The organism is Neorhizobium huautlense, assembly GCF_030811685.1.
Taxonomy (GTDB): domain Bacteria; phylum Pseudomonadota; class Alphaproteobacteria; order Rhizobiales; family Rhizobiaceae; genus Neorhizobium; species Neorhizobium huautlense_A.
This window is the reverse complement of sequence record NZ_JAUSRF010000006.1, coordinates 266,326-292,917: the sequence shown is the minus strand read 5'-3', so window position 1 is coordinate 292,917 and position 26,592 is coordinate 266,326. Positions and strand designations below refer to the sequence as shown.

Sequence of the window (26,592 nt, the reverse complement as noted above, 5' to 3'; positions counted from 1 at the left end):
ATTGGCTAGGATCGACCAATGATCGATTTATCTAAGAAATACGAGCATTTCAGCGCGCGTCTTCGTCAAGCGATGGAAGCGCGCAACCTGACAAATGAAGAGTTGGCTAGCCGCATCGATTCACACACAGTGACAATCTCGAAGCTTCGACGCGGAAAGATCGCGCTAGACGACGAATGGCGAGCGAAAATTGCAGACGCATTTGCGATGGACGAACAGGTATTGTTCGGCGATAGCGAATTGCCGGACCCAGCACCGATGGAAATGTTTCACCGACGCAGAAAGCCAGGGCCCAAACCACTAAATGACAACCAGGACCTACCTATTTTCGGCCTTGCTGCGGGTTCTCAATCAGGTCATCTCGTCATGACCAACGAGGTAATTGAAACCGTCCCCTGCCCGCCGGGCCTGCGGAAAGTCGCGGGCGCCTACGCCCTGCGCACAAAAGGGGATTCGATGATCCCACGCTATTTCCCAAACGACATATTGTACATCAACCCAAACCAGGACGTGATGGCAGGCGATCATGTCATTCTACAGATACGTATGCATGACGGTGATGGTACGGAAACTTGGATCAAGAGGTACGACGGGCAAACCAATGATGAGGTTCTCGCCTCACAGTACAATCCTTCCACGAAAATGAGCTTTCGGAGAAGATACGTCATAAACATACACAGGGTTCTCCCGATCAACGAGTTGTATCCGATCTCATAAGGACACGGGAATTATTCACACGCTTAAAACCGCCCCACTTTTGAGGGGCGGTATTTTTATGCAGTGAATCCAAACACAAACGAACCGCAACCAACATCAATAGCCATTTCGGCTAATTTAATTATTGACATTGAATTAGCCATTATGGCTTATTGGCTTCATCCGGTCCCGCCGACCGGCACGGACCCGACGATGTATCGACTCATCTTCGTCGGGTCCGGTCCCTCAACGGATGGAGATGACATGCAGACCGATAACAAGATCACCGCACAGGACCGCCGCGACCGCGACGAGATGCTCCGCCTGTACCAGGAGCGTGGCCCGATGACGGACAAGCAGCTGCTTGCCGCCGGCATCAGCATGGAAAGCCAGGCACGCAATGCCGCCGCTGTCGCCGAAATGGTGCGCGAGGCGGCCTGACGAGATCCGCTCAGGTGTCAGCCTGTCACCCCTCAGGCTGCATCCTGATCGGATGGAGATCATTCCCATGCAAAACGCTTTCACACCCTTCCTGCCGGACGCCCTCGGCGCACCGGCACCAACGCCGGCTTCCGCCGGTCCGCTTCATTTCGTCGGCGAAAACAAGCGCCGCGCCGAGGCGAAGCCCAGCCGCACCATCATCATCAGCATGCTGGCCGCCGGCTTCCTGACGCTCTTCGCCGCCAGCGCGCTGGCCGTGCAGTCGCTCGTCGAGCTCGACCGCAGCTTCAAGGCGGAGCTTGTCTAATGGCCGACGTTCTTCGCTTTCCAGCGCGCAAGCCAGCCCTGACACTCGCTGTCGACAACACAGTCAGCGCGATGGACGTTCACGAGCTGCGCCGGCTCAACGAGCTGGAGCACACGGCCAACTATCTGAAGGCCGCGCTGATACGCATCGATATGGAGCTGCACGGCCTGTGCCTCCCTCAGGAGGGTATCCGCAAGGCATCCCCCAGCATCAAGGCTGCGCTCTTTCACGTGCTGACGCTCGATGGCTGCCGCGAAAAGGATCGCGCGCTGCGCAACATGCTGGCTGCCGAGGATGACGCGCAGGACAGCGAGGCGTCCCGATGAACCTCGACGTTGCGCGCGCACTCTATCCGGAAGCGAAGGAACTGACCGGCCTCATCAGTGAGGAATGGTTGGAGTCCTACAATCTGGGCGAAGGCCGCGCCGAGATCTGCCTGCGCGACACATTGACGGGCGAAGTTTACCCGATCGCCCAGGTTCTGCCGACCTGCACCTTCGATGACCGCCGCCTGATGTTCAAGGCGCCGGCACTCCTGCGCGCCGTGGTCACCGTCTGCGAAGCGGCCTTCGTCGAGATCCGCCGACTGAAGCCGACGCAAAAGGGACCGGACCCGAAAGATTTCGCCGCTGAAGTCTCGATGAAGTGCGCCAATGATCACGCGTTCCGCCGCTACCTCATCGAATGCCACGACCTGAAAGATGCCGGTGATACCGAGCGCGTGAAATCCCGCGTCCGCTCTGTTCTGGCCGTCAGCTCGCTCAAGGAACTGAATGACGATCGTGACGCAGGCGCCCGATGGGTGTCGCTGCGCACCAACTTCAAAACATGGCTGAGGGACAAACGATGAGCAATGCATCAACACAGCGCGATGACGTGGACGCTCGCCCGATCGCCTATACGTCGCAACGCAACTTGGATCGCCTTCGTGAAAACCCGAGCTTTAACTCGGTTATGTGGGGCGAACCTCTCCCACACCACGAGGATATTGCGCTCTACATCCACCCAGCCCCCTCAACGCATGTGCGCTGGCTGCCGATCGCGCTCGCTGACAAGACCATTACCAACGTCGAGGACTTCTCAGAGGTTGGCATCACGCTGCGCACCTCCGATCGATACTGGGTCCGCGACGACGATGGCCGCATCTATGAGGCCGCGTGGTCAGAAGGCGACCGCGACTATTGGTGGGACTTCGCGGGCGAAAGCCCGGTCGATCCGGTTGAGTTCATGCCGCACCCACTTGACCCGCGATGGGTCGCCACCACGGAGACAAACTGATGTCCGAAGCCACCTCATCTGCACTTCAAGATTTCATTCTGGCGGAAGTTGTCCGCAAGTCCTCCGAGGAAAATGTCCGCTCCCTGATCGAGAAGAAAATCGATGAAGCCATCAAGGGCGCGGTCGATGACGCATTTCGGTCCTATGGCAGCGTCTACAAGCAGATACAGACTGCGGTTGGCAACGCTTTGGCTGTCGGTGACGACATCAATGTTCCGGCATATGGCGTCATGGTCATGAACCTCCTGCGCGAAAAACTCGACGCCAGCGTTTCCGAACTTCTGCGAGGGAAAATCGCAGAGGACATGGACGAACTGCTCAAGATCGCCCCGAAGGAAGTAAAATTCTCCGAGATCGTAGAGAGCATGATCCGGCATGCCAAGGAGATGGGCAACGGCTGGGGCAAGGTCGCAGTGTTCGTTGAAGAAAGCGATTACACGGCGGGCTCATACCACGTCGGCATTGATCCAGATGGAGACCAGCGGAAACGATACGAATGCGACACTCAATTCTATGTCGATGCAGCCGGTAAAATATCCAGCCTCACCGTCAATCGTCGCGACGTAAACAAGATTATCGGCATAGCCCCATATTGGGGGTATCAGAAAACGATCTTCTCCGCGTATGCGTGCGGGTCGAAGCTGATCATGGATGATCTCGAACCATCGCTCGAATACGGGGATGGCTACTGATGATCACGACCAACAAGCTTTTGCCCTGCCCATTCTGCTGGAGCACGGCCAGCCTCGAAACCGGCCTGACCGCCAATGTCGGCGGCGATGAAATTCAATATGTCACTTGCGTGAGCTGCAGCGCACAGGCTGACCCACACGACTGGCAAACGCGTCCAGATGCGCCAGCGCCGCAGGAACATGCGACAGGGCTTTGGCGCGTCTTTGATGCCGATAATGGCGACTGCGGCATCGTTACTGAAGGCGCCACCAGCGACGAAGATGCGATCCTCTATCCGGTCAACGTCTACCGAGACACGCTCGTTCGCATCGTCGATGCGCACAATTACTGCCTCACCACATCAACAAAAACCGATCGAGAGGATACGGACCTATGCGCTTTGAATTCGCCTTCATGTGGTTCGCTATCGGATGCTGCTGCGGCACCTCAGTCGCAACCACAATCAACCTCCTCACCCGGTATTAATGTGACCGGCTGGGCGCTAACGGATGCCCGTGGTCGTGTATCGAACTTTACAGATAGCGCGACCGATGCGCAGATCTGGAAAGACCTTGGCTACGTCGTCAAAGAATACGTAGATGCAGCGACATCATCAGGGGGGTCGCCCAGTGAGCATTGAGAAGCTTCCAGACTGGGTTAAGCCCGGCGCGTCCTTTCGATACGAATACGGGCCAGACAATCACAACACCGGACGAAAATTCCACGTACGCGGTATTGTCGATGGCCTCGCAGTGTTGCGCGAATGGTCCTCCACAAAGCAGCGTTGGAGATATGAAGTTCAGCACCCTTCATATTTTGAGGCGTTCGAAAAGCACATCGTCATCGTTAAGCAAGCACCCGCTCCGCAGACGAAAATAGGAGGTGAAAGCTAATGACCGTATTTCCGTTGCCAGTGGGCATGGGCGGATATGAAGCTCATCCTAGCGACATCCATGTCGCAACGATATCGCAACGCCCCACTACACGCCGATACTGCGTTCCAATAAGCATATCCTGTACGAATTCCGGGGGTTTCTCGAAGAAACTTGAGGGCCTCGCGCGGCCCTTCGATGGGCCTATCTTCAAGCCCAACTTTGACAAAAACCACGAACTTCCACCGAAGACGGAATCCTACGTTGACGACGGAGCACACCATATTTTCCCTTCACGGGGGCGGGATGAAAAGAGCTTAAGAAAAGTCACGCGACGAGAAGAACTGTTCGGCTGGGGTGTTACCCAGCCGAGGTCTCATTTATCAATCGGGACGAGTTTCCAGATCTTCGTTATCCGGCTTGGCGGACTTCTTGTCCGCGTCATCGCGCGGACTACGCCGATCGTCGTTTTGGGCCGGCTTTTTCCGGTCGTCATCGCGTCCGGGCTGCGGAGTGTTAGACATGCTCTTACTCCTCGTCGCGAAATGCGACATACTCTAAACTTTTTGTTGTGCGATTGGTTCCAAGAAAACTTATGGGCGAGCATATCCAACGATGGATGCCCCCCTTGATATCCCGCGCCCTTGAGGCAGCCCTCACCATGGAGGGCCAGCCATGAGGATCGAGATATCCAACGTCGAACTTTTGGCCCTCAAAAAGCTCGCACTGATCAGCGGCGCGCTCGCCCAATCACTTTCCGATCTCAGTGCTGTTCGCGAGCAGAAGGCTCTGACGCGCGTCCTGATCGAAGTAATCAACCGTGCGGAGGCCAAAAGATGACCGATAATCAACCCCGCTACACCACAAAGCGCCTACATGAAGAAATCGCCAAGGCTCGCGCTTACGGCATGGAGTTTGCCGCCAGCATGTGCGTTGAGCGCGCCGCAGAGTATGACGCATCCTTCGATAGCACCGCCTACAAAACCGAGACCTTGGCCGGGAGCGCAGCGCTGACAGCAATTGCTGCGAAGATCAGGGAGAAAGCCGCCAGCCCATCCCCCGAAACGAATACGTCGGCGCCTGACGCCCTTTTGAAAGAGGCGATCGACGCCGTATGGCGGTGCAGCCTGATCATTGAAAGTAGCGTCAGGCGCGGCGACGGACCGATGCAGTATGCCGAGGTTCAGTACGCGCTGGAACTTGTCAAAGAAGTCCGGGCCGCTCTCAACGCCGAGGGCCAACCATGACCACAGATCCTTTCCACAAGGCGCAGAAGGGCGGCGTCGTCATCACGAAGCTCGGAAAGTTACCCGGCAACGAGGAGCACACCGGCAAGTGCAACCACTGCAAAACTGAGGTCAAGTTCAAGCGCGAGGCTGCGAAATATCACAACGACCAGCGGGACGGCGATTATTTGGAAGTGGCTTGCCCTCTCTGCAGCAACCCCATCACCACCAGCGTTCGCGGAGGACGCCAGCCATGAAGGTCCTGATCGGCTGCGAGACCAGCGGTATGATGCGCCGCGCCTTCGATCGGTTGGGCCACGACGTGTGGTCCTGCGACCTCCTGCCGGCAGACGACGGCAGCAATCGCCATATCATCTGCGACGTGCGTGACCTGCTCAATGACGGATGGGACTTGCTCGCCGTCATGCATCCGCCATGCACCAGACTATGCAACAGCGGCGTCCGCTGGCTGTCCGAGCCGCCGACCAAGCTCAACGAAACCTACCCGGCCGCAGAGCGCGAGGCCTATCAGGTCATGGATCGCGATCAGCGTCTCGAATTCATGTGGCAGGAACTGGATAAGGGCGCGGCGCTGTTCTCCGATTGCTGGAACGCGCCGATCGAGCGGGTGGCGATCGAGAACCCGGTGATGCATCGCCATGCGAAAGAGCGCATCCGCAATTATCAGCCGCCGGCACAGACCGTGCAGCCGTGGTGGTTCGGTGACGAGGCATTCAAGGGAACATCGTTCTTCCTTCGCGAGCTGCCGAAGCTCATCCCGACCAACCGACTGATGCCGCCGAAGGCCGGGACCGACGAACATAAGGCGTGGTCGAAGATCCACCGCGCGCCGCCCGGCGTCGATCGCTGGAAAATCCGATCCGAAACATTCCCCGGCATCGCCGACGCTGCAGCGCTTCAATGGGGCGGGCATGCGGTTGAACAGATGAGGACAGCAGCATGACAAATCCTGACACCCACACCTGCCCGATCTGCGCCGAGCCGTTCAAGCCGGACGATATCTGCGCCACCGATATCACCGAAGGTCCATGTCATGCCGCGTGCCTCGAAGGATCTCCCGTCGTGGACCTCGACACCGGTGAAGAACTTCCGGAAAGCGAGCTGCACACCTACCCGTACAGCGAGGTCATGGAGCCGGCACCGCCGCAGACGAAATCAGTGCTTCGTCCTATCGTGGGACCAGAAGCCCTCACACCAAGCGCGGAACCGCTCGGGGAAAACATCAGTGAAATAAGGGCAAGCGAAGGGCGTGAGACCGTCGACAGCGGCCTGACGGCCCTCTTCGACAATCTCGGCGCGGCGCGCGTCGCTGAGGACTCGGGAACTGCTTTCCATAATGAGCTCCGCACAGAGGCGAGAGCGCAAGCATCTCCCAGCCGCCGAGAAATCGGCGATGCTGCTGATATGGAGCGGATGACGGAAAAAGAAACCCCGGCGCCGCCGCAAACGATTTTGGACACGGAGGACGGCCGATGACAGCACAAGCCGTGGTCAAAAAGTCCGATCTGGACCGCATGGCCGCAATCGCGAACGAGCGGAATGTGACGGTTGAGATCGTGGAGGGCGGGCGGACAATTCGCGTGTCGCCAATCTCTCCCGCTCAGGTGGATAGAATTCCGCTTGCGCCGAAAGGTGGAGTTCGGCTTTGATGCAAGACATGCCGCGCAAACTGCCATTGAACGTTATCCGAGAGAAGAACCGCCACGGAACCATCGTGTTCTATTATCGTGTCGGCAAAGGCCCCCGCACGCGCCTCGCCGGCGAACCGGGAACGGAAGAGTTCAAGCAGTCATATCGCGACGCGATCGCCGCAGAGCAGCCCGCACGCCCCCGCCAACGAGGCGACAGCCGCACGCTGAAATGGCTCATCGGTCAATATATGGAAAGCCGCCAGTGGGCAGATCTTGCGACCTCCACGCGAAAGGCGCGCGGCAATCTCTTCATTCAGATGCTGAAAAATGCTGGCGACAGCTTCTTTGCAGACATCTCCAAGAAGGACGTTGAGGCAGCCCTCGACGCGCGGGCCGGCACGCCAGGGCAAGCTAACGCTTTGCTGAAGGCGCTGCGCGGTGTCTTCGAATGGGCAGTCAAAGCAGACTTAACCGGCTTCGATCCGACGCATGGCGTCGACCGTCTCCAGTACAAAACGGACGGCTTTGAGCCATGGACATCTGAGGACGTTCATAAATTCTGTCTCAAGTGGAAGATCGGAACTCCGCAGCGCTTGGCAATGGAGCTGCTTCTCTGCTCTGGCCTTCGCCGGTCAGACATCGTGCGTGCCGGCCGCCAGCACATGAGCGGCAACACCTTCACGCTACGGACCCACAAAACCGGCGCCGAGATCACCGTGGAGTTTCCAGATCGCCTCATGAAGGTAATCGAAAAAACGAAGACCGGCGACCTCGCCTTTATCGTCGGCGAGAATGGCCGGCCCTTTACGGTCGAATCATTCGGGAACTGGTTTCGCAAACACTGCACGAAGGCCGATGTGGACAAAAGCGCCCACGGGCTGCGTAAACTATCCGCAACTTTGGCCGCGAATGCCGGCGCTTCATCGCACGAATTGATGGCTCAATATGGCTGGGCAACATCCAGGCAGGCAGAAATTTACACGAAAAAGGCCGATCGCAAGCGCCTTGGAATTCGCGCTTCGAAACTGGTTGCAGAACAGATTGAGATCGAACTCGCCCCGCACCTAAATCCCGGTGCGGGAAATATTCAAAATACCGAAGCAAAAACAACGGTCAAAAAATAAGATGGTGCCCCGTGCCGGAATCGAACCAGCACTCCTCTCGGAACCTGATTTTGAGTCAGGCGCGTCTACCAATTCCGCCAACGGGGCATTCCAAGTGAGTGATCGGCCTCTAGCATGAGTGCGCGGAGGCGGCAAGACGCGTTGTCGGCCTTGCGGCAGCATCGCCAAAAAAATCTCCATCGCCTTCAACTCGCCGAAGTGGCGCGCTTCACGAAACTGTGCCATGCGCTAAGCCAATCTGCGACGGCATGTCGATTTACAGCGATCGCGCAGAAGCCTAAAGCAGCGTCAAGCATCACTGTGCCCTGACGGCACGATGCTGCGCGACACACAGCAGGAGACAGTCATGGCACATGCAGCATCGGGCGGTTCCATCCGCAGCATCCCGCAAATCGCCTTTCCCCTCCTGCTGACATTCGGCATGGCAACCGTCATCCTGAGCGCGCTCGCCTTCCAGCATATCGGCGGTTACATGCCCTGCCATCTCTGCCTGGTCCAGCGCGATCCCTATTATTACGGCATTCCGGTCGGCATCCTCGCCGTCGGCACCGTCGCCTTCAAGCTGCCCTCCTGGACGGGACGCGTGCTGCTGTCCCTGATCGGCCTGATGATGCTGGTCGGCGGCGCCATCGCCGTTTATCACTCCGGTGTCGAATGGGGCTTCTGGGCCGGTCCTTCCAGCTGCACCAATCCGGCCGGCGCGATGAGCACCAATGCCGCCAGCCTGCTGGACGATCTCAACACCGTGCGCGGGCCTTCCTGCGATGCCGCAGCGCTGCGTGTCCTCGGCCTCTCCATGGCCGGCTGGAATGTGCTGACCAGTGCCGCCCTCGCAGCCATCGCCTTCGCCGGCGCATTTCGCAAGTCGGCTTGATATAAGCGCCGTCAACTTGGCGCGCCTGAATTGAAAAGACCGTCGGCACGATACATGCCGACGGTCTTTTGATGAGGTGCCAAGACACGTTTAGCCTTACGGCTGCAGCTCGGTATCCCAATAGAGATAGTCGACCCAGCTTTCGTGAAGATAGTTCGGCGGAAACAGCCGGCCATTGTTGTGCAAATCCTGCACGCTCGGCGCATAGGGTTTCTGGTGCGGCACCATGCCGGCCTGCTTTGGCAGCTTGCTGCCCTTTTTCAGATTGCAGGGCGAACAGGCAGCCACGACGTTTTCCCAGGTCGTCTCGCCGCCATGGGCACGCGGAATGACATGGTCGAAGGTCAGGTCGTTGTGATCGCCGCAATACTGGCATTCGAACTTGTCGCGCAGGAACACGTTGAAGCGTGTGAAGGCCGGGTTGCGGGTCGGCTGCACATAGGTCTTCAGGCTGACGACACTCGGCAGGCGCATCGAAAAGCTGGGAGAAGACACCGCGTGATCGTATTCGGCGATGATGTTCACACGGTCAAGGAAAACCGCCTTGATCGCGTCCTGCCAGGACCATAACGACAAGGGATAATAACTCAGCGGCCGATAGTCGGCGTTCAAGACGAGCGCCGGCAAGGCCTGCGGGGAGACTGCAATCGTCAAATGACGCTCCTACCCGATTCGGCATCTATCTCCTCTATATTAGGACCGTTGTTACAGGAATGTGAAGCCAAGAAATGCAGGGGCTTGCCGGCTGAGCGAATCAGTCACAGGCAATGCGGTGCACTTGTGCCGAATCAGAGCGTCGGCAGGGCATCCCGGCGCATATGGGTGGCGTAATAGGCCCAGAACAGACGTGCCGCCACCGAGCGCCAGGGCGACCAGATTGTGGCCATCTGCCGCAATTGTTTCGGCGATGGACGTGCCTCCAGCGCAAAGGCATGCGCCACGGCTGCCTGCAGGGCAACGTCGCCGCTCGGAAACACATCGGGATGTCCGCCGCAGAACATCAGATAGACCTCCGCCGTCCATGGACCGATGCCGGGCAGAGCGGTCAGCGTGGCAATCGCCTGATCGGGCGGCAGATGCAGCAGCGCATCGAGATCGACACGGTCTTCCACCATCGCTTCCGCAAGACCAGCTAGCGTTTTCGCTTTCGCCCGAGACAGGCCGAACGTCGCGGAAATTTCCGGCGCAATCGCCAGATAGTTTTGCGGCGTCACCATGCCTTGCGCCAGAATGCGGCTCCAGATCGCAGCGGCACTGGCCTTCGACACCATCTGCGAGACGATGATCGAGGCAAGGCTGGCAAAACCGGGTTCGCTCAGCCGCAGCGGCACGACGCCGGATGCGGAAACCACCATTTCAAGGCGCGGGTCGAGCGCGACGAGATGTGTCAGGCCGGTTTCGATATCGGTCATGTCTCGGATTGTTGTCATCGGCCTTCATCGAATTTCGCTGGCGGTTATGGCAGGGCTTGACCCGAAACGCCAAAAACAAGCAAATCGCGCATGCCCGCCAATGTCCACCCAAAACCTGTCTTCCGTTTCGCGCCGAGCCCCAATGGTCTTCTGCATCTCGGCCATGGGCTGTCGGCCATCCTCAACCACGACATGGCGGTGGAGACCGGCGGACGTTGTTTGCTCAGGATCGAGGATATCGACCTCACCCGCTGCACGCCTGAATACGAGCAGGCGATTTTCGAGGACCTGGCATGGCTGGGCCTGACATGGGAAGAGCCGATCCGAAAACAATCGCAACATTTCGATGCCTATGCCGCAGCACTCGCACGGCTCGATGCCATGGGCCTGATCTATCCGGCCTTCCTGACACGCGGCGAAGTGAAAGCGATCGTGGCCGCGCATGAGAAGACCGGAAACATCTGGCCGCGCGATCCCGATGGTTCACCGCTTTATCCCGACAGGGACGCGCAACGATCCGCCGAAGAGCGGCAAGCGCTGATGAGCCAAGGCATTCGCCATGCCTGGCGGCTGGATATGAAAAAGGCCATGCAGCTGGTGAAAACACCATTAAACTGGCAGGAAACCGGTGACGGCGCACGCGGCACCATCCCCGCCGATCCGGCCGCATGGGGCGATATCATCCTGTCGCGCTCGGATGCGCCGTCGAGCTACCATCTGTCCGTGGTGGTCGATGACGCGTTGCAGGGCATCACCCATGTGGTGCGTGGGCTGGACCTTTATCACGCCACATCCGTGCACCGGCTTTTGCAGACTTTGCTCGATCTGCCGCAGCCGCTTTACCACCACCACCGGCTGCTCCTCGACCAAGACGGCAAAAAGCTTTCGAAAAGCAGTGGCTCCACCGGCCTCAAACATCTGCGCGAACAGGGCCTGTCAGCGGCCGATATCCGCCGTCTTGCCGGCCTGTAACGACGGCTCTGCGTCAACGGGGTCATCACCGCCTGCGCCCGTCTTTTCATCGCCCGGCATTTCTCCCGTGCGCAGACGGTGGGTAACCACAGAATAGACGCGGTATTTCATCAGCGCCGCATTCACTTCTGCACCCAGCATGAAAATCACGCCGACCATATAGAGAAACACCAGCACGATCATCACCGAAGCCAGACCGGCATAGGTGGCGGCGTAGGTGGCGAAGGTGGACAGGTAGGAGGCAAAGGCAAACGCGCCGCCGGCCCAGAAAATGATGGTGAGAAACGCGCCCGGCAGGATATCGACCAGACGCCGGCTTCCGGCCGGCAACCATTTGTGCGAGGCGATCAGCCCGATCACCACGATCGCCACCGTGCCATAAATGCCGTAGGTGCTGTAGTTCATCAACCCGCCGAGCCATTCCTGCAATTGCGGAAATCGCGTGCCGGCAAAGCGCAGGGCGATCGGAATGGCGACAAGAAGAATGCTGATCGCCGCAAACACCACAACGATCACGACGATGTAACCGAGGCTGGCAAGACGTGTCATATACCAGGCGCGGGTTTCGCTGACCCGGTAGGCACGGTTGAGCGAGATGCGCAGTGCCTCGACACCATTGGAGGCGAAATAGGCGGCCGCCAGCACCGAAACGGTCAGCAGTCCGCCACGAGGAATTTCCAGCACACGCTGGATTTCCGCCTGCAGCGGATCGGCGATCTCCGCCGGCCAGGCATCGAACAGCAGATGGATGGAGGTCGAGGAAAACGTGCTGGCGCCGAGAAAACCGGCCAGCGCCGTTCCGAAAATCAGGAACGGGAAGAGCGCCAGCAGGCCGGACAGCGCCACATGGCTGGCCATCGCCCAGCCATCATCCTCATGGAAATGGTTATAGGCATCCGACAGAACAGTGTAGACGAGGCTGTACCAGGCGGTTTTGCGCATTCTCTTCGGCCAGGCTTTCCAGCCCTTGCCGCTCCGTTGTTTTCGATCCTGAAATATGGGAAATCGCTGTCCATTGTACAGGATCTATCGTTCCGAATGAGCAGGAAGGTTTGCACACCATGGCCGAGCGGCGCACAATCATCGTCACCGGTTGCTCATCCGGCATCGGCGCCCATTGCGCACGGGCATTGAAGGCCGAAGGCTGGCGGGTTTTTGCGACGGTGCGCGCAGAAGAGGACCTTTCACCACTCGAAGCCGATGGCATCGAAGCCCTGCTGATGGATTACACGAAGCCGGATACGATCGCGGCACTTGTGGAAACGGTCTCGGCCCGCTCGAACGGCCGCATCGATGCGCTGTTCAACAATGGCGCCTATGGCCAGCCGGGTGCGGTCGAGGACCTGACGACCGATGTCCTGCGTCTGCAATTCGAAACCAATGTGTTCGGCTGGCACGAACTGACGCGGCGAGTGATCCCGATCATGCGGGCACAGGGCCATGGCCGCATCGTCAACTGCTCGTCCATTCTCGGCCTCATCCCCTATCGTTATCGCGGCGCCTACAATGCCTCCAAATTTGCGCTGGAAGGCCTGACGGTGACGATGCGCATGGAACTCGACGGTTCCGGCATTCATGTCGCCCTCATCGAACCGGGCCCGATCGCCTCGCGCTTCACCGCCAATGCGCTCGAGGCCGTGCGCAAAAACATCGACCTCGAAAATTCCGCCCATGCGCAGGAATACAAACGGCAACTGGCGCGGCTTGATGGTTCAGGCCCGGTCAACCGCCACAAGCTCGGCCCGGAAGCGGTGCAGAAGGTACTGATGCATGCCTTGACCGCCCCACGGCCAAAGCCACATTATCTCGTCACCAAGCCGGCGAAGCAGGGCATGTTTTTGAAATGGTTTTTGCCGGCGGATCTTTTCTACCGGCTGATGCGCCGGTTTGATTGAACAACAAAAAGAAGATCGGGGAGGCGCCAAAAATGTCCAGTTTTACCACCGTGCTGACGGTGATCGTCATGGGCCTCGTGGCGCTCGTGCTGATCCGTGGCCTGTTCAACATGGTCAAGGGGCAGGATGCCAACCGTTCCAACAAGCTGATGCAGTTGCGCGTGCTGCTGCAGGCGGTCGCCATCGGCCTGATCATGCTCACGCTATGGCTTTCCGGCGGTGGCCGCTGATGGTCAAGCTCAACAAGATTTATACCCGCACCGGCGATAACGGCACGACCGGCCTCGTGGATGGCCCGCGCCGCTTCAAGCATGACCTGCGTGTCGAGGCCTATGGCACAGTAGACGAGACCAATTCGCTGCTCGGCATCGCCCGGCTGCATACCGGCGCGATGTCGACCCTCGATCCGATGCTCTTTCGCATCCAGAACGACCTTTTCGATCTCGGCGCAGACCTTGCCACGCCGGATACCGGCGAGGCTCCGAAATACGAGCCACTGCGCATCTTGCAGTCGCAGGTGGACCGGCTGGAGGCCGAAATCGACCGACTGAACGAAAGCCTCGACCCGCTGACCTCCTTCGTTCTGCCCGGCGGCAGCCCGGCCGCCGCCAACCTGCATGTCGCCCGTGCGACATCGCGACGGGCCGAACGCATCATGGTGGCGCTGGCACAGCAAGCCGATGAGGTGGTGAGCGAAGCAGCGCTGAAATATATCAACCGGCTTTCCGACTTCCTGTTCGTTGCCGCGCGTTATGCCAACGGCAACGGCAAGGCCGATATTTTATGGGTACCGGGGCAAAATCGCTGAATGCGGTTGCCTTCTCGCGGCAAGCCGATGGTGAGGAATGGTGCTATGACAAATCGACACGCCCGATGTCGGGCAACCACATTGTGTTCGCTCAAAAAAATGCTTACCCATGTCGTCAATTGACAACTGAACGCGTGGGAGACGTCGCATCTTGCGGCGGCGTGATGTCCAAAGGAAGGAAGCCATGAAGATCCTTGTGCCGGTAAAACGTGTGGTCGATTACAACGTGAAAATCCGGGTGAAACCGGACAATACGGGTGTCGAACTGACCAACGTGAAGATGTCGATGAACCCGTTCGACGAAATCTCCGTCGAGGAAGCACTGCGTCTGAAGGAAGCCGGCAAGGCGGAAGAGATCGTCATCGTCTCGATCGGCCCGGCCAAGGCGGAGGAAACCATCCGCACCGCTCTTGCCATGGGCGCCGATCGCGGCATCCTGATCGAGACCGATGAAGCTGTCGAACCGCTCGCCGTCGCAAAGCTCTTGAAGGGCGTGGTCGAGGCTGAACAGCCGGGCCTCGTCATCGTCGGCAAGCAGGCGATCGATGACGATTCGAACCAGACCGGCCAGATGCTGGCAGCCCTTCTCAACTGGGGTCAGGCAACGTTTGCATCGAAGATCGACCTCGGTTCCGACAAGGCGACCGTCACCCGCGAAGTTGATGGCGGTCTGCAGACGATCGACGTCAAGCTGCCGGCCATCGTCACCTCCGACCTGCGTTTGAACGAGCCGCGTTACGCATCTCTGCCGAATATCATGAAGGCGAAGAAAAAACCGCTCGACAAGAAGGCTCCGGCCGATTTCGGCGTCGATGTCGCCCCGCGCCTCAAGGTTCTGAAGACGGAAGAGCCGGGTGGCCGCAAGGCAGGCATCAAGGTCAAGTCGGTTGAAGAGCTGGTCTCCAGCCTCAAGACCGCCGGCGTGATCTGACGGTAAGGAAAGGAATAGAAACAATGACCATTCTTCTTCTCGCCGAACACGACAATGCCAGCCTCAACGAGCAGACCGCCAAGGCGCTGACCGCAGCGTCGCAGATCGGTGGCGATGTGCATATCCTGGTCGCCGGCTCGGGCGCCAAGGCTGCGGCCGATGCCGCCTCAAAGCTTTCGGGTGTGGCAAAAGTCCTGCTCGCAGACGATGCGGCATATGCCAACAATCTGGCCGAACCGCTGGCCGATCTGATCGTCTCGCTGGCCGGCTCCTATGACGTCATCCTCGGACCGGCTTCCGTTTCGGTGAAGAACGTCCTGCCGCGCGTTGCAGCCCTGCTCGACGTCATGCAGATCTCCGAAATCACCGAGGTCGTATCGGCCGATACGTTCAAACGTCCGATCTATGCCGGCAACGCCATCCAGACGGTTCAGTCGGGCGATGCCAAAAAGGTCATCACCGTGCGTACCGCCTCGTTTGCGGCAACGGCAGAAGGCGGATCGGCATCGGTCGAAAACGCGACAGCTGCCGGCAATTCCGGCCTGTCGAGCTTCGTGTCGGACGCGCTGGCCGAATCCGAGCGTCCGGAACTGACCTCGGCCAAGGTGATCATTTCCGGTGGTCGCGCCCTTGGTTCCTCGGAAAAATTCCAGGACGTCATCCTGCCGGTGGCCGACAAGCTCGGTGCCGCCGTCGGTGCCTCGCGCGCTGCCGTCGATGCCGGTTATGCCCCCAACGACTGGCAGGTCGGCCAGACCGGCAAGGTCGTCGCACCGCAGCTTTACATCGCGGTCGGCATTTCCGGTGCGATCCAGCATCTCGCCGGCATGAAGGATTCGAAGGTCATCGTCGCCATCAACAAGGACGAGGAAGCACCGATCTTCCAGGTCGCCGATTACGGCCTTGTCGGTGATCTGTTCGAAATCCTGCCGCAACTGGAAAAGGCACTTTAACCGAGTGCATCAAAAGGGGCTGGCTAAAGTGCGCCCGCATGAATAACAATCTGCCGGACCCGATTAGGGTTCGGCATTTTACATTCAGACGACATTTTTTAATGACACCGGCAAAGACGCAGGAGCGAACATGTCCACGGCCATCAGGAATATCGGCATCATCGGCGCAGGTCAGATGGGCTGCGGCATCGCACATGTTTCCTCCATCGCCGGTTACAAGATCCAGATCTATGATCTGGCGCAGGACCGCATCGAAGCGGCCCTTGCCACGATCAACGGCACGCTCGCCCGCCAGGTCGGCGCCGGCAAGCTGACGGAAGAAGAACGCAAGACGGCGCTCTCCCGGATCAGCGGCTCGACCGATGTCAACGACCTCGCCTCGATGGATCTCGTGGTTGAGGCGGCAACCGAAGATGAAGCGATCAAGCGCAAGATCTTTGCGACCGTTTGTCCCGTCCTGCGCCCGGAAGCGATCCTCGCCACCAACACCTCATCGCTCTCCATCACCCGCCTTGCCTCCGCCACCGACCGCCCGGAACGTTTTATGGGCATCCATTTCATGAACCCGGTGCCGGTGATGAAACTGGTGGAACTGGTGCGCGGCATCGCGACGGAAGAAAAGACGTTCAACGCCGCCAAGGAATACGTCACCACCCTCGAAAAGACCTTTACCGTCGCCGAGGATTTTCCGGCCTTCATCGTCAACCGTATCCTGCTGCCGATGATCAATGAGGCGATCTATACGCTCTATGAAGGCGTCGGCTCGGTCGAAGCGATCGACACCGCCATGAAGCTCGGCGCCAACCATCCGATGGGCCCGCTGCAGCTCGCCGACTTCATCGGCCTCGATACCTGCCTGTCGATCATGCAGGTCCTGCATGATGGCTTGGCCGACAGCAAATACCGCCCCTGCCCGCTTCTGGTGAAATATGTCGAGGCCGGCTGGCTCGGCCGCAAATCCGGTCGCGGCTTCTACGACTATCGCGGCGAAGTGCCGGTGCCGACGCGGTAAGGCACTAACCGGCAACGATGTCGGTATGCGAAAAATCATTGCCCTTGAACAGAAGCCGGACGCCGGCTGACTTGGCGCATGCATAGGACATGCAATCGGCCAGATTGAGCTGCGCCGGATGGCCGCGTCCCTTGCCATAGTCGGCAAATGCTTCGACGGAAATGGTGGCAATTGCACTATCGATCGGCATGACGGAAATACCGGCTTCGGCAAGCAGCAGGCGAACACGCTTTTCGACGATCACCGGGTGAATATCGAGCATTGTTGCGAGGCGCATGGAAGCTTCGAGAATGACGAGGCCGGACGTCAGGCAACCCGGCGTCTGTTCGATACGCTGCGCATAGTCTGCGGCATCGGCTTCATCGGCAAGAATGGCAACGATAACCGATGTATCGATGAACATCAGGGTTGCCCCCAGAGTTCATCGACCTCCTGCTTACTGAGGCTGCGCCCCTTCGGACCGGCCTGCGCTTTCAAGTCATGGGCAATATCCGCTGCCCGCTTCGAAAGTGGCACGGTGGCGTTTTCGCGCTGCAATTCCCCTTCCAGCGCCTGAATGACGGCAGCCGTCATCGTGACATTGCGTTTTTTCGCAAGTTTCTCGGCAAGTTCACGGGCACGTTCATCTCGGATTTGCAGCGTCATGACCTGACTCTAAAAGCATTCGGAGAGCATATCATTACGATTGCCGGGCGTCATCCATACAGGACTGGCAGGATGAGGCGAATAAATGACAAGCACAGGATGCCTCAGATCGGCGCCTTGACACCGTTCACCAGCTTCTTGGCATCCTCGCTCGCCCACTCCGCCGGTCCATTCATCGAGCCGATCAGACACCCCTTGTCATCGAACAGCAGCGACACCGGCAAGCCAAAGGCAAGGCCTTCCTTCTTCAGCGCGTTGAACACGCCCATCGAACTGTCGCGATAAAAGCCAAGCGCATCGACGCCGGTATCGGTGAGAAAATTCTTCGGCTTCTGGTCGCTACCTGTATCGATGTTGATGGCGACGACCTCGAAGTCATTGCCGCCCAATTCGTGCTGCAATGTGTTCAGTGCCGGCATTTCCTCGCGGCAGGGCACGCACCATGTGGCCCAGAGATTGAGCAGCACCGTCTTGCCGGCAAAATCGGCCATGGTCAGATCCGGCGCGCCCTCGCCTTTCGCCGCATCCTTGAAGACAAGCGTATCGATCGGGCGCGGGCGATCGACGCCGCTCATCGCCGCCACTTCGCCCTTCGACAGCTCGTTGACCGTCGCCACCCGCTTGACCGCGCCCTCGCAGGCGCCGCCGGCAATCTCGCTGGCATTGCCAGACCCCATGTTCGTCACGTATACCGCCACGGCTCCCGCCAGGATCCCCGCGGTGGCAGCAATGGCAATCAATCTGGCAGACGGTAGGCCGAAAGGTCGTTTCTCTGTCATAACTACTCCAGGACGGGCATCATGGCTGACGGCACGAAGGACGCACTCTCCTCCAACCAGATGTGGGGCGGTCGTTTTGCTTCCGGGCCGGATGCCATCATGGAGGAGATAAATGCCTCCATCGGTTTCGACAAGAAGCTCTACGCCCAGGATATTCGCGGCTCGATCGCGCATGCGACCATGCTCGCCGAAAAAGGCATCATTTCGAGCGAAGATAAAGACAAGATCATCACTGGCCTGAACACGATCATGTCAGAGATCGAGCAAGGCTCCTTCCAGTTCTCGCGCAAGCTCGAGGACATTCACATGAATATCGAGGCGAAGCTGGCCGACATCATCGGCGCCGCCGCCGGCCGCCTGCACACCGCCCGTTCGCGCAACGATCAGGTGGCGCTCGATTTCCGTCTCTGGGTGAAGGAAGAACTGGCCAAGACGGAAAAGATGCTGAGCGACCTGATCGCCGCCTTCCTCGACCGTGCGGAAGAACATGCCGATACCGTCATGCCCGGCTTCACCCATCTGCAGACCGCCCAGCCGGTGACGTTTGGCCACCACTGCATGGCCTATGTCGAAATGTTCGGCCGTGACCGCGCCCGCGTGCGCCACGCCATCGATCATCTCGACGAAAGCCCAATCGGCGCCGCGGCGCTGGCCGGCACGCCTTACCCGATCGACCGCCACATGACCGCCAAGGCGCTCGGCTTCCGCGAACCGACCCGCAACTCGATCGACACCGTGTCCGACCGCGATTTCGCGCTGGAATTCCTGTCGGTCGCCGCCATTTGCGCCATGCACCTGTCGCGTCTCGCCGAAGAGATCGTCATCTGGTCGACGCCGCAATTCGGTTTCGTGCGCCTGTCGGATGCGTTTTCCACCGGCTCGTCGATCATGCCGCAGAAAAAGAACCCGGATGCCGCCGAACTGGTGCGCGCCAAGACCGGCCGTATCAACGGCTCGCTGGTCGCCCTCCTCACCGTCATGAAGGGCCTGCCGCTCGCCTATTCCAAGGACATGCAGGAAGACAAGGAACAGGTGTTCGACGCCGCCGAAAACCTGGAACTGGCGATTGCCGCCATGACCGGCATGATGCGCGACATGACCATCCGCACCGACCGCATGCGCCAGGCCGCCGGCGCCGGTTATTCGACCGCGACCGACCTCGCCGACTGGCTGGTGCGCGAAGTCAACCTGCCCTTCCGCGAAGCCCACCATGTCACCGGCCGCGCCGTGGCGCTGGCTGAAAGCAAGTCTTGCGACCTGTCCGAGCTTTCGCTCGCCGAACTGCAGGAGATCAACCCGGCGATCACCGATGGCGTCTTCAACGTTCTGTCCGTCGATGCCTCGGTTGCCAGCCGCACCAGCTTTGGCGGCACGGCGCCTGCAGAAGTGCGCAAGCAGATCGCCTGGTGGCGCGCGCGCAACTGATGGCAAACAACAGCCGGGCAAGCCGCCCGACTTTTCGAATGTGACTGCACAAGGACGACGAAACCCTCTATGACATCGTCGTCCGCCAAGCTGTTTTAAGGGAACCGGAATGTCGAAATCGCTGCTGAATTTGGGGCGCCATGCTGGCCGCATCACGGTCATCGCTGCCGTTGCCGGCCTCGTTCTTGCCGGCTGTGGCCGCAAGGGCGATCTCGACCGTCCTAGCACGCCGATCGAAATGCAGAACAAGCGCAAGGACACCCATGCGCCGAAGGAACAGGCGCCTGAAAAGCCCTTCGTCCTCGACTCCCTGCTTTAATCCGGGCTGATCCGTGAACCATTTTCAATATATCGACGGCGTGCTGCACGCCGAAAACGTGCCCGTTCCCGAGATCGCCAAGGCGGTCGGCACGCCGTTCTACATCTATTCGACCGCAACGCTTGAGCGGCATTACAAGGTGTTTTCGAAGGCCTTTGACGGCCTCGACGCCATGGTGTGTTACGCCATGAAGGCGAATTCCAACCAAGCGGTGCTGAAGACGCTCGCCCGCCTCGGCGCCGGTGCCGACGTCGTTTCCGGTGGCGAACTGCGCCGCGCGCTGGCAGCCGGCATTCCGGCCGAACGCATCGTGTTTTCCGGCGTAGGCAAGACCGTCGCCGAAATGGATTTCGCGCTTCAAGCCGGCATCTACTGCTTCAACGTGGAGTCCGAGCCGGAACTGGAAGTGCTGAACCTGCGCGCCGTCAAGGCCGGCAAAAAGGCGCATGTCTCCTTCCGCATCAACCCGGATGTCGATGCCCGCACCCATGCCAAAATCTCTACGGGCAAGAAGGAAAACAAGTTCGGCATTTCCTACAAGCGCGCCCGTGACGTTTACGCGCATGCCGCCACCCTGCCCGGCATCGAAGTCGCCGGCATCGACATGCATATCGGCAGCCAGATCACCGAGCTGCAGCCGTTTGCCGATGCCTTCAAGCTGATGCGCGAACTGGTCGAAACCCTGCGCGGCGATGGCCACACGATTACCCATGTCGATGTCGGCGGTGGCCTCGGCATTCCCTATCACGACGACAACAACCCGCCGCCGGAACCGACGGCCTATGCGGAAATCGTCACCGAAGGCCTGAAAAGCCTCAACTGCCGCATCGTCACCGAACCCGGCCGCCTGATCGTCGGCAATGCCGGCATTCTGGTCACGGAAGTGCTGTACGTGAAGGATGCCGGCGAAAAGACCTTTGTCATCGTCGACGGCGCCATGAACGACCTGATCCGCCCGACGCTCTACGAGGCCCATCACGGCCTTCGCCCGGTCGTCCTGCCGGAAAAGGATGCGGCCCACATCAAGGCCGACGTCGTTGGCCCGGTCTGCGAGACCGGCGACTATCTGGCGCTCGACCGCGACATGGCGGTGCCGAAGCCCGGCGACCTGTTCGCCATCGCCTCCGCCGGTGCCTACGGCGCCGTGCAGGCCGGCACCTACAATACCCGGCTTCTCGTTCCCGAAGTGCTGGTCAAGGGCGATACGTTCCACGTCATCCGCCCGCGCGGCACATATGAAGAGCTGATCGCGCTCGATTCGATCCCCGACTGGCTGGCCTGATATCGGCCAAAAACCCGTTCACGATTGAGCGATACTGCGCAAAATGCGGGGGCTTAGGCCCCTGCCCCCTCGTCTTCGCCACAAAGATTGCTATCCTTGCTGTTTGAAGGATCGCGTTTACAGCGCACCGCGCCGCCGATTTGCGCCGCCACGACGACGGAGACGGACCGCATGAGACCGGAAGACACGGGCAACAAGACCGGAAACAGTGCCGCCAAAGGTGCCTTCGCGCTGAAGCCGGAACTGGCCCGCCGCGTTTCCCTCAAACGCGGCGTCGCCCGTCTTGTGCTTTTCCTCGAGCGCCTGCTGCCGCTGGCCATAGCGCCGCTCTGCGTGGTCGCGCTGTTCCTGTCCGTCTCGTGGTTCGGCCTCCTGCGCATCTCGCCGGACTGGCTGCGCTGGACGCTGAATTTTGCCTTCATCTTCGCCTTCCTGGCTTCGCTTCTGCCTTTGGCGCGCCTGCGGTTTCCGAACGCCGCCGATGCCGACCGTCTCTTGGAAGACCGCAATAATCTTCCCCACCAGCCCGTCGGCGTGCAGGACGACGAACCGGCCTTCGAGACTCCATTTTCACGCGCACTTTGGCGCGAACACCAGACCCGCATGGCGCAGCGCATCGCCGCGCTCGATGCCGGCCTGCCCCGACCCGGCATCGCCAACCACGACCGTTACGGCCTGCGCGCATTTCCGGCACTCATTCTGGTCGCAGCCTTCGGGTATTCCTTTTCGAACGGCGGTGGCTCGCCAGCCGATGCCCTCATGCCATCCGCACCGGCTGCCCGCATCAATCCCGATCTGCGCATCGATGCCTGGCTGACGCCACCCGGCTACACCGGCAAGGCCCCGGTTTTCCTCACCGGCCGCCAGTCGACCGGCGCACAGGCCGTCGAAATCCCAGAAAATTCGGAACTCACCGTTCGTGTCACCGGTGGTGAAGGCGAAGAAACCGTTCGCTTCTCACCCCTTGAAGGTGGCGAAGCCCGCATCCTTGCCGCCAACGAACAAAAACCGCAGGACCCAGCCACACCACCGGGCAGCGCACAGCCGGCATCGACCACAGCCTCCGACGACGCAGACAAACCGTTAGCCCCCCGCACCTATGCGATGAAGGTCGGCGAAAGCGGCGATCTCAGCGTCAACGGTCAACAATGGATGTTCGACGTCATCCCCGACAAGGCACCTGAAATCGCCTTCGAAAACCAGCCGCGCCGCGCCGTCAATGGTGCCCTGGAAATCGGTTTCCGCGCCAAGGACGATTACGGGATCGTCAAGGCACAGGCACTGATCGAACCGGTAGAAAAGCCCGACGACAAGGCCAAGCCGCTCTACCCCCTGCCCGACTACAAGCTGGACATCCCGCGTCAAAACAATCGCGAGGCCAAGGGGCTGTCCAGCCGCAACCTCACGGAACATCCGCTGGCCGGAAAACGCGTGCGCATCACACTGGTGGCCACCGATGGCGCCGGTCAGGAAGGCCGCAGCCCGTCCTTGGAAATGGTTCTGCCGTCGCGCAACTTCACCGAACCGCTGGCCGCAGCCGTTGCCGAAGAACGCCAGGTGTTTGCGCTCGACATCCGCCAGATGCCCAAGGCGATCGCGCTCAACGAGGCGCTGACCATTCGCCCCGACGAAACCATTCCCAATCTCAGCCACTTTCTGCTGATCCGGTCCGCACACACGCGCATGGAACTGGCACGCGGCGAGGAACAGCTGAAACAGACCGCCGAATATCTCTGGGAGATCGCCCTCGGCATCGAGGACGGTGACCTTTCGGCTGCGGAAAAACGCCTGCGCGATGCCCAGCAGAACCTGTCCGACGCCATTGAAAAGGGCGCGTCTGACGAGGAAATCGCCAAGCTGACGCAGGAACTGCGTGAAGCCATGCAGGAATTCATGAACGAAGTGGCCAAGCGCATGCAGAACGCGCCGCAGGGCCAGCAGAACATGCAGGCGCAAAACATGATCCGCCAGCGCGATCTGCAGAACATGATGGACCAGATCGAAAATCTGGCCCGTTCCGGCAATCGCGATGCCGCCCAGCAGATGTTGCAGCAATTGCAGCGGATGATGAACAATTTGCAGGCCGGTCGCCCGCAGCGCGGCCAGCAGGGTCAGCAAGGCCAGCAGCAGAACAGCCAGATGCGCCAGCAGATCGACAAGCTCGGCGAGATCATGCAGCAGCAGCAGCGGCTGATGGACGAGACCTTCAAGCTCGATCAAGCCCTGCGCGATCGCCTGCAGCGCGGTGATCCCGGCGAAGAGGGCGAAAGCCCCTATGAGCAGGGCCAGAATCAACAGGGACAAAACCAGCAAGACCAGCAGGGGCAGAACCAGCAAGGTGGCCAGCAGCCCGGTCAACAAGGCCAGCAGGGCCAACAGGGCCAAGGGCAGCAGGGTCAGGGCCAGCAATCGACGGACCAGATGACCGCCGAACAGCTGCGCGAGGCGCTCAAGAATCTGCGCGCCCAGCAGGAAGGTCTCGGCAAACAGCTCGGCGAATTACAGAAGAGCCTCAAGGAACTCGGCATGGATCCCGGCCCCGGCTTCGGTCAGGCCGAACGCGAAATGGGCAATGCCGGTCAGGCACTGGGTCAGGGTCAGGGCGAACAGGCCGTCGAAGGTCAGGGCAATGCGCTCAATGCCCTGCGTCAGGGTGCCCAAAGCATGATGCAGCAGATGATGCAGGCCATGCAGGGCCAGCAGCCCGGACAGGGTCAGGGCGAAGGGGAAGGCATGGCCAATCAGGGTGGCCAGAACGGCCGCGACCCGCTCGGTCGCCTGCGCTCCAGCTCCGGCCCGGAATTCGGCGATCAGGTGAAGGTGCCGGACGAAATCGACGTGCAACGCGCCCGCGAAATCCTCGATGCCATCCGCGAAAAGCTCGGCGGCGCGCTCTCGGGTGAAGCCGAACGGCGCTATCTGGAACGCCTGCTGGAAATGCGCTGATCCGGTGGGGTGCAGCCCTTCCTCCGTCATCCTCGCCCTTGTGGCGGGGATCCAGCAGCGCCGCGTCTGTGGCGCGCAAAACTCGCGAACAGCCACCTCGAAGAGAGAGTTCTCTCACCGCGCAGACGCGCGGTGGCTGGATCCCGGCTCAAGGCCGGGATGACGGCGAGAAAAGAGTGCATCGCACCCAAAGGTGAGCCCCTCACTGGCGATTTCTAACACTTAGCCTTCGGCTAAGATGTTGAAATCGCTTTCTCTCCCACCAGGGGAGAGATAACGCTGCGGCACCCTCGACGCCTCCCTCTCCCCTTGCGGGAGAGGATAGCAAGTCCGCGAGAGGCTAAGCCGAGCGCTGGACGCGCTTGGTGAGGGGGCCCCACCCCAGACTCGACGTCCTGAACGCCGATCCGGCTTACACCGTCATGTCGCAAACAGAACACGCTGCCCCAATTGCCTTATTTCCAGAAAATAGTTTCAAGCGAAAACAACGGCTTGTAAAAAAGTTTAAGCGCACTTCATCCACGCTCTGAAAGCCCGTGCCTAAACTCAACGTGTTCCATCGTGGATACACCGGGAGGCGTCCCGGCGAGTTGGAGCCGGCGCTGGTGTTGGAGAAAAGACGTAAGTCTCCAGCAACAGGGTTCGCGGAAACTGGTTCCCCTCCGGCGACACGGGGGAAGTCGTGCGAGCGTCAAAACTCGTATGGCTTCTGAAGCCCGAAAGAAGCGCGCCGGGCGTGCCTGTGCGGCACACATGATCGCCGGTTCATGAGCAATCACGGGCACGGCTTTCGCAGAGGAACCGAAGTCGCGGACAAAAACCGCCGAAACGGGGCACGTCGTGCGCCATTATAAAATTAAATTAGGAGGCACAGGACGTGCCCCGGCCGCATAACCCGCAAAGCGCGGGTGTTTTTTAAAAATCCGAAGATCGCCAAGGGCGGACTCTGCCCTGACATCAGAGCAGAAAGATTGACGGCGAACCGGATCAGGCCGCCCGCGTCTCGCGCTGCACCGCCAGTGCCTGCGCCACGGCCTTGCGGATATCCGGCAGGGCAAACGGCTTGTCGACCACATCGATCACCTTGGTCATCAGGTCGTCGGCGCGTTCGCGCTGTTCGGCATAACCGGTCATCAGCAGGATGCGTAGGTCGGGAAACTTTGCCGATGCCTGATGCGCCAGCTCGATACCGTCCATGATCGGCATGCGGATATCGGAGAGGAGAAGGTCGAACGGACCTTCATCGAGCAGCGCCAGGCCTTCGGCGCCATCCGCCGCCTCGCAGGTTTCATGACCGTCGAGACGCAATGCGCGAGCCACGAAACGACGCAGGGAATCCTCATCCTCGGTGATCAGGATCTTTGCCATGGCTGTTTTCTCCGTGCTTCAATTTGGCACCCAAATGACCAGTCTTTCCTTTTTAAGGAGTAAACGCCGGTCACAGGGTCAAGCAACGTGGTTAACAGGCCGTGTCATTGTGTCAGGTTACGACATCTGTCAGCCTTCCGATGCGGCCTCGGCATCACCGGTGACGACACCGACGAAAGGCAGTTCGCGAAACGCATAAGCCACGTCCATGCCGTAACCGACGACAAAATAGTCCGGGCATTCGAAGCCGACATAATCGGCCTCGAGGTCTTCCTTGCGCTTGACGCGCTTGTCGAGCAGCACGGCGATGGTGACGTTTCGTGCACCACGTTCGTAAAGCAGTTCCTTGGCGAATTTCAGCGTGCGGCCGGATTCGAGAATGTCGTCGATCAAAAGCACATCGCGGCCATGCACGTCGCTGTCGATATCCTTGACGATGCGAACGCCCTGCGAGACCGTGCCGGTGCCGTAGCTCGACAGCGTGATGAACTCGACTTCCGGGGCCAGATCCACATCGTGCATGGCACGCAGAAGGTCGGCGGCAAAAATGAACGAGCCCTTGAGGATGGCGATGACCAGCAGATCCTTGGTCGGACCGGTGGCGATCTGGGCGGCGATCGCATGGTTGCGCTCGGCAATCTGCTCGGCAGTGTAGAGCGGTTCGATAGTCTTTCCGCGGACCACGGGCATATGCTTCTCCTTT

37 protein-coding genes and 1 tRNA gene are annotated in these 26,592 nt (G+C 59.8%); 27 read left to right on the top strand and 11 right to left on the bottom strand.

Annotated elements, in window-relative coordinates:
- Positions 1-18: 18 nt before the first annotated feature.
- From J2T09_RS11555 to J2T09_RS11520, 8 genes are all read left to right on the top strand, one after another.
- Positions 19-717: an XRE family transcriptional regulator gene (locus J2T09_RS11555; protein ID WP_306834416.1), complete on the top strand. Its 699-nt coding sequence runs from the start codon at positions 19-21 to the stop codon at positions 715-717.
- Positions 718-960: 243 nt separating this feature from the next.
- The gene (locus J2T09_RS11550) at positions 961-1,137 is read left to right on the top strand and encodes a hypothetical protein (RefSeq protein WP_306834414.1); all 177 of its coding nucleotides are present in this window, start codon (positions 961-963) and stop codon (positions 1,135-1,137) included.
- Positions 1,138-1,204: 67 nt separating this feature from the next.
- Positions 1,205-1,444 (top strand): hypothetical protein, encoded by a 240-nt coding sequence (locus J2T09_RS11545; RefSeq protein WP_306834412.1) that lies wholly within the window; start codon positions 1,205-1,207, stop codon positions 1,442-1,444.
- Positions 1,444-1,770: a hypothetical protein gene (locus J2T09_RS11540; RefSeq protein WP_306834411.1), complete on the top strand. Its 327-nt coding sequence runs from the start codon at positions 1,444-1,446 to the stop codon at positions 1,768-1,770. The genes J2T09_RS11545 and J2T09_RS11540 overlap by 1 nt, the downstream gene beginning before the upstream one ends.
- On the top strand, positions 1,767-2,294 hold the full coding sequence (locus tag J2T09_RS11535) for a hypothetical protein (protein ID WP_306834410.1): 528 nt from the start codon (positions 1,767-1,769) through the stop codon (positions 2,292-2,294). The genes J2T09_RS11540 and J2T09_RS11535 overlap by 4 nt, the downstream gene beginning before the upstream one ends.
- Positions 2,291-2,722 (top strand): hypothetical protein, encoded by a 432-nt coding sequence (locus J2T09_RS11530; protein WP_306834408.1) that lies wholly within the window; start codon positions 2,291-2,293, stop codon positions 2,720-2,722. The genes J2T09_RS11535 and J2T09_RS11530 overlap by 4 nt, the downstream gene beginning before the upstream one ends.
- Positions 2,722-3,414 carry a hypothetical protein gene (locus J2T09_RS11525; protein WP_306834406.1) on the top strand — a complete coding sequence of 231 codons (693 nt, stop codon included), beginning with the start codon at positions 2,722-2,724 and terminating at the stop codon, positions 3,412-3,414. The genes J2T09_RS11530 and J2T09_RS11525 overlap by 1 nt, the downstream gene beginning before the upstream one ends.
- Positions 3,414-4,034 carry a Lar family restriction alleviation protein gene (locus J2T09_RS11520; RefSeq protein ID WP_306834403.1) on the top strand — a complete coding sequence of 207 codons (621 nt, stop codon included), beginning with the start codon at positions 3,414-3,416 and terminating at the stop codon, positions 4,032-4,034. The genes J2T09_RS11525 and J2T09_RS11520 overlap by 1 nt, the downstream gene beginning before the upstream one ends.
- A 249-nt stretch (positions 4,035-4,283) precedes the next feature.
- Here the strand turns inward: J2T09_RS11520 and J2T09_RS27585 are convergent, their stop codons facing one another.
- On the bottom strand, positions 4,284-4,550 hold the full coding sequence (locus tag J2T09_RS27585; RefSeq protein ID WP_373458426.1) for a DUF982 domain-containing protein: 267 nt from the start codon (positions 4,548-4,550) through the stop codon (positions 4,284-4,286).
- A gap of 99 nt (positions 4,551-4,649) precedes the next feature.
- Entirely contained in the window at positions 4,650-4,790 is a 141-nt protein-coding gene (locus J2T09_RS11515) for a hypothetical protein (protein ID WP_306834401.1), read from the bottom strand.
- A gap of 151 nt (positions 4,791-4,941) precedes the next feature.
- Between J2T09_RS11515 and J2T09_RS11510 the strand changes: the two genes are divergently transcribed.
- The 7 genes from J2T09_RS11510 to J2T09_RS11480 are packed head-to-tail and all read left to right on the top strand — an operon-like array spanning position 4,942 to position 8,268.
- Entirely contained in the window at positions 4,942-5,106 is a 165-nt protein-coding gene (locus J2T09_RS11510; RefSeq protein WP_306834399.1) for a hypothetical protein, read from the top strand.
- Positions 5,103-5,513 (top strand): hypothetical protein, encoded by a 411-nt coding sequence (locus J2T09_RS11505; RefSeq protein WP_306834398.1) that lies wholly within the window; start codon positions 5,103-5,105, stop codon positions 5,511-5,513. The genes J2T09_RS11510 and J2T09_RS11505 overlap by 4 nt, the downstream gene beginning before the upstream one ends.
- Complete coding sequence (locus J2T09_RS11500; protein WP_306834396.1) at positions 5,510-5,749, top strand: hypothetical protein; 240 nt, start codon at positions 5,510-5,512, stop codon at positions 5,747-5,749. The genes J2T09_RS11505 and J2T09_RS11500 overlap by 4 nt, the downstream gene beginning before the upstream one ends.
- Positions 5,746-6,456, top strand: coding sequence for a hypothetical protein (locus J2T09_RS11495; protein WP_306834393.1), 711 nt, complete (start codon positions 5,746-5,748; stop codon positions 6,454-6,456). Before J2T09_RS11500 ends, J2T09_RS11495 begins: the two co-directional genes overlap by 4 nt.
- Positions 6,453-6,989 carry a hypothetical protein gene (locus J2T09_RS11490; protein ID WP_306834391.1) on the top strand — a complete coding sequence of 179 codons (537 nt, stop codon included), beginning with the start codon at positions 6,453-6,455 and terminating at the stop codon, positions 6,987-6,989. Before J2T09_RS11495 ends, J2T09_RS11490 begins: the two co-directional genes overlap by 4 nt.
- Positions 6,986-7,162 carry a hypothetical protein gene (locus tag J2T09_RS11485; RefSeq protein ID WP_306834389.1) on the top strand — a complete coding sequence of 59 codons (177 nt, stop codon included), beginning with the start codon at positions 6,986-6,988 and terminating at the stop codon, positions 7,160-7,162. The genes J2T09_RS11490 and J2T09_RS11485 overlap by 4 nt, the downstream gene beginning before the upstream one ends.
- Positions 7,162-8,268, top strand: coding sequence for a tyrosine-type recombinase/integrase (locus tag J2T09_RS11480; protein ID WP_306834386.1), 1,107 nt, complete (start codon positions 7,162-7,164; stop codon positions 8,266-8,268). The genes J2T09_RS11485 and J2T09_RS11480 overlap by 1 nt, the downstream gene beginning before the upstream one ends.
- A 2-nt stretch (positions 8,269-8,270) precedes the next feature.
- Here J2T09_RS11480 and J2T09_RS11475 read toward each other — a convergent pair.
- Positions 8,271-8,355 (bottom strand) — tRNA-Leu (locus J2T09_RS11475).
- A 259-nt stretch (positions 8,356-8,614) separates the two neighbouring features.
- On the opposite strand from J2T09_RS11475, the gene J2T09_RS11470 reads away from it, so the two are divergent.
- The gene (locus tag J2T09_RS11470) at positions 8,615-9,142 is read left to right on the top strand and encodes a disulfide bond formation protein B (RefSeq protein ID WP_306834383.1); all 528 of its coding nucleotides are present in this window, start codon (positions 8,615-8,617) and stop codon (positions 9,140-9,142) included.
- A 96-nt stretch (positions 9,143-9,238) separates the two neighbouring features.
- On the opposite strand, the gene J2T09_RS11465 is transcribed toward J2T09_RS11470, so the two are convergent.
- Positions 9,239-9,796, bottom strand: coding sequence for an HNH endonuclease (locus tag J2T09_RS11465; protein ID WP_306834382.1), 558 nt, complete (start codon positions 9,794-9,796; stop codon positions 9,239-9,241).
- Between the two features lie 134 nt (positions 9,797-9,930).
- Complete coding sequence (locus tag J2T09_RS11460) at positions 9,931-10,572, bottom strand: DNA-3-methyladenine glycosylase family protein (protein WP_306834380.1); 642 nt, start codon at positions 10,570-10,572, stop codon at positions 9,931-9,933.
- A 72-nt stretch (positions 10,573-10,644) separates the two neighbouring features.
- Here J2T09_RS11460 and gluQRS point away from each other — a divergent pair, with 72 nt between their 5' ends.
- Positions 10,645-11,526: a tRNA glutamyl-Q(34) synthetase GluQRS gene (gene gluQRS, locus J2T09_RS11455; RefSeq protein ID WP_306834378.1), complete on the top strand. Its 882-nt coding sequence runs from the start codon at positions 10,645-10,647 to the stop codon at positions 11,524-11,526.
- Here the strand turns inward: gluQRS and J2T09_RS11450 are convergent.
- A complete protein-coding gene (locus J2T09_RS11450) occupies positions 11,491-12,468 on the bottom strand; it encodes a YihY/virulence factor BrkB family protein (protein ID WP_306834376.1) in 978 nt (325 codons plus the stop codon). The two genes, gluQRS and J2T09_RS11450, sit on opposite strands and share 36 nt — an antisense overlap.
- Positions 12,469-12,587: 119 nt before the next feature.
- On the opposite strand from J2T09_RS11450, the gene J2T09_RS11445 reads away from it, so the two are divergent.
- The 6 genes from J2T09_RS11445 (at position 12,588) to J2T09_RS11420 (ending at position 17,125) form a co-directional block, all read left to right on the top strand.
- The gene (locus tag J2T09_RS11445; protein ID WP_306834374.1) at positions 12,588-13,421 is read left to right on the top strand and encodes an SDR family oxidoreductase; all 834 of its coding nucleotides are present in this window, start codon (positions 12,588-12,590) and stop codon (positions 13,419-13,421) included.
- A gap of 32 nt (positions 13,422-13,453) precedes the next feature.
- The gene (locus tag J2T09_RS11440) at positions 13,454-13,651 is read left to right on the top strand and encodes a twin transmembrane helix small protein (protein ID WP_112729151.1); all 198 of its coding nucleotides are present in this window, start codon (positions 13,454-13,456) and stop codon (positions 13,649-13,651) included.
- A complete protein-coding gene (locus J2T09_RS11435; RefSeq protein ID WP_306834370.1) occupies positions 13,651-14,229 on the top strand; it encodes a cob(I)yrinic acid a,c-diamide adenosyltransferase in 579 nt (192 codons plus the stop codon). The genes J2T09_RS11440 and J2T09_RS11435 overlap by 1 nt, the downstream gene beginning before the upstream one ends.
- A gap of 184 nt (positions 14,230-14,413) precedes the next feature.
- Positions 14,414-15,160, top strand: coding sequence for an electron transfer flavoprotein subunit beta/FixA family protein (locus J2T09_RS11430; protein ID WP_306834368.1), 747 nt, complete (start codon positions 14,414-14,416; stop codon positions 15,158-15,160).
- 23 nt (positions 15,161-15,183) lie between these two features.
- Positions 15,184-16,113 carry an electron transfer flavoprotein subunit alpha/FixB family protein gene (locus J2T09_RS11425; protein ID WP_306834366.1) on the top strand — a complete coding sequence of 310 codons (930 nt, stop codon included), beginning with the start codon at positions 15,184-15,186 and terminating at the stop codon, positions 16,111-16,113.
- A gap of 130 nt (positions 16,114-16,243) precedes the next feature.
- Positions 16,244-17,125 carry a 3-hydroxybutyryl-CoA dehydrogenase gene (locus tag J2T09_RS11420; RefSeq protein WP_306834364.1) on the top strand — a complete coding sequence of 294 codons (882 nt, stop codon included), beginning with the start codon at positions 16,244-16,246 and terminating at the stop codon, positions 17,123-17,125.
- A 4-nt stretch (positions 17,126-17,129) separates the two neighbouring features.
- On the opposite strand, the gene J2T09_RS11415 is transcribed toward J2T09_RS11420, so the two are convergent.
- From J2T09_RS11415 to tlpA, 3 genes are all read right to left on the bottom strand, one after another.
- On the bottom strand, positions 17,130-17,528 hold the full coding sequence (locus J2T09_RS11415; RefSeq protein ID WP_306834362.1) for a type II toxin-antitoxin system VapC family toxin: 399 nt from the start codon (positions 17,526-17,528) through the stop codon (positions 17,130-17,132).
- The gene (locus tag J2T09_RS11410; protein ID WP_306834360.1) at positions 17,528-17,770 is read right to left on the bottom strand and encodes a type II toxin-antitoxin system VapB family antitoxin; all 243 of its coding nucleotides are present in this window, start codon (positions 17,768-17,770) and stop codon (positions 17,528-17,530) included. Before J2T09_RS11410 ends, J2T09_RS11415 begins: the two co-directional genes overlap by 1 nt.
- A 104-nt stretch (positions 17,771-17,874) precedes the next feature.
- Positions 17,875-18,549 (bottom strand): thiol:disulfide interchange protein TlpA, encoded by a 675-nt coding sequence (gene tlpA / locus J2T09_RS11405; protein ID WP_306834358.1) that lies wholly within the window; start codon positions 18,547-18,549, stop codon positions 17,875-17,877.
- 21 nt (positions 18,550-18,570) lie between these two features.
- Between tlpA and argH the strand changes: the two genes are divergently transcribed.
- The 4 genes from argH (at position 18,571) to J2T09_RS11385 (ending at position 24,521) form a co-directional block, all read left to right on the top strand.
- Entirely contained in the window at positions 18,571-19,974 is a 1,404-nt protein-coding gene (argH, locus tag J2T09_RS11400; protein ID WP_306834356.1) for an argininosuccinate lyase, read from the top strand.
- A 109-nt stretch (positions 19,975-20,083) separates the two neighbouring features.
- Positions 20,084-20,293, top strand: a complete 210-nt coding sequence (gene lptM / locus J2T09_RS11395; RefSeq protein WP_306834354.1) for an LPS translocon maturation chaperone LptM — start codon at positions 20,084-20,086, stop codon at positions 20,291-20,293.
- A 13-nt stretch (positions 20,294-20,306) separates the two neighbouring features.
- Positions 20,307-21,575 carry a diaminopimelate decarboxylase gene (lysA, locus tag J2T09_RS11390; RefSeq protein ID WP_306834352.1) on the top strand — a complete coding sequence of 423 codons (1,269 nt, stop codon included), beginning with the start codon at positions 20,307-20,309 and terminating at the stop codon, positions 21,573-21,575.
- 171 nt (positions 21,576-21,746) lie between these two features.
- Positions 21,747-24,521, top strand: a complete 2,775-nt coding sequence (locus J2T09_RS11385; protein WP_306834350.1) for a TIGR02302 family protein — start codon at positions 21,747-21,749, stop codon at positions 24,519-24,521.
- A 987-nt stretch (positions 24,522-25,508) separates the two neighbouring features.
- On the opposite strand, the gene J2T09_RS11380 is transcribed toward J2T09_RS11385, so the two are convergent.
- Both J2T09_RS11380 and hpt read right to left on the bottom strand, forming a co-directional pair.
- Positions 25,509-25,889 (bottom strand): response regulator, encoded by a 381-nt coding sequence (locus J2T09_RS11380; RefSeq protein WP_306834348.1) that lies wholly within the window; start codon positions 25,887-25,889, stop codon positions 25,509-25,511.
- 129 nt (positions 25,890-26,018) lie between these two features.
- On the bottom strand, positions 26,019-26,579 hold the full coding sequence (hpt, locus tag J2T09_RS11375) for a hypoxanthine phosphoribosyltransferase (RefSeq protein WP_306834346.1): 561 nt from the start codon (positions 26,577-26,579) through the stop codon (positions 26,019-26,021).
- Positions 26,580-26,592 lie beyond the last annotated feature (13 nt).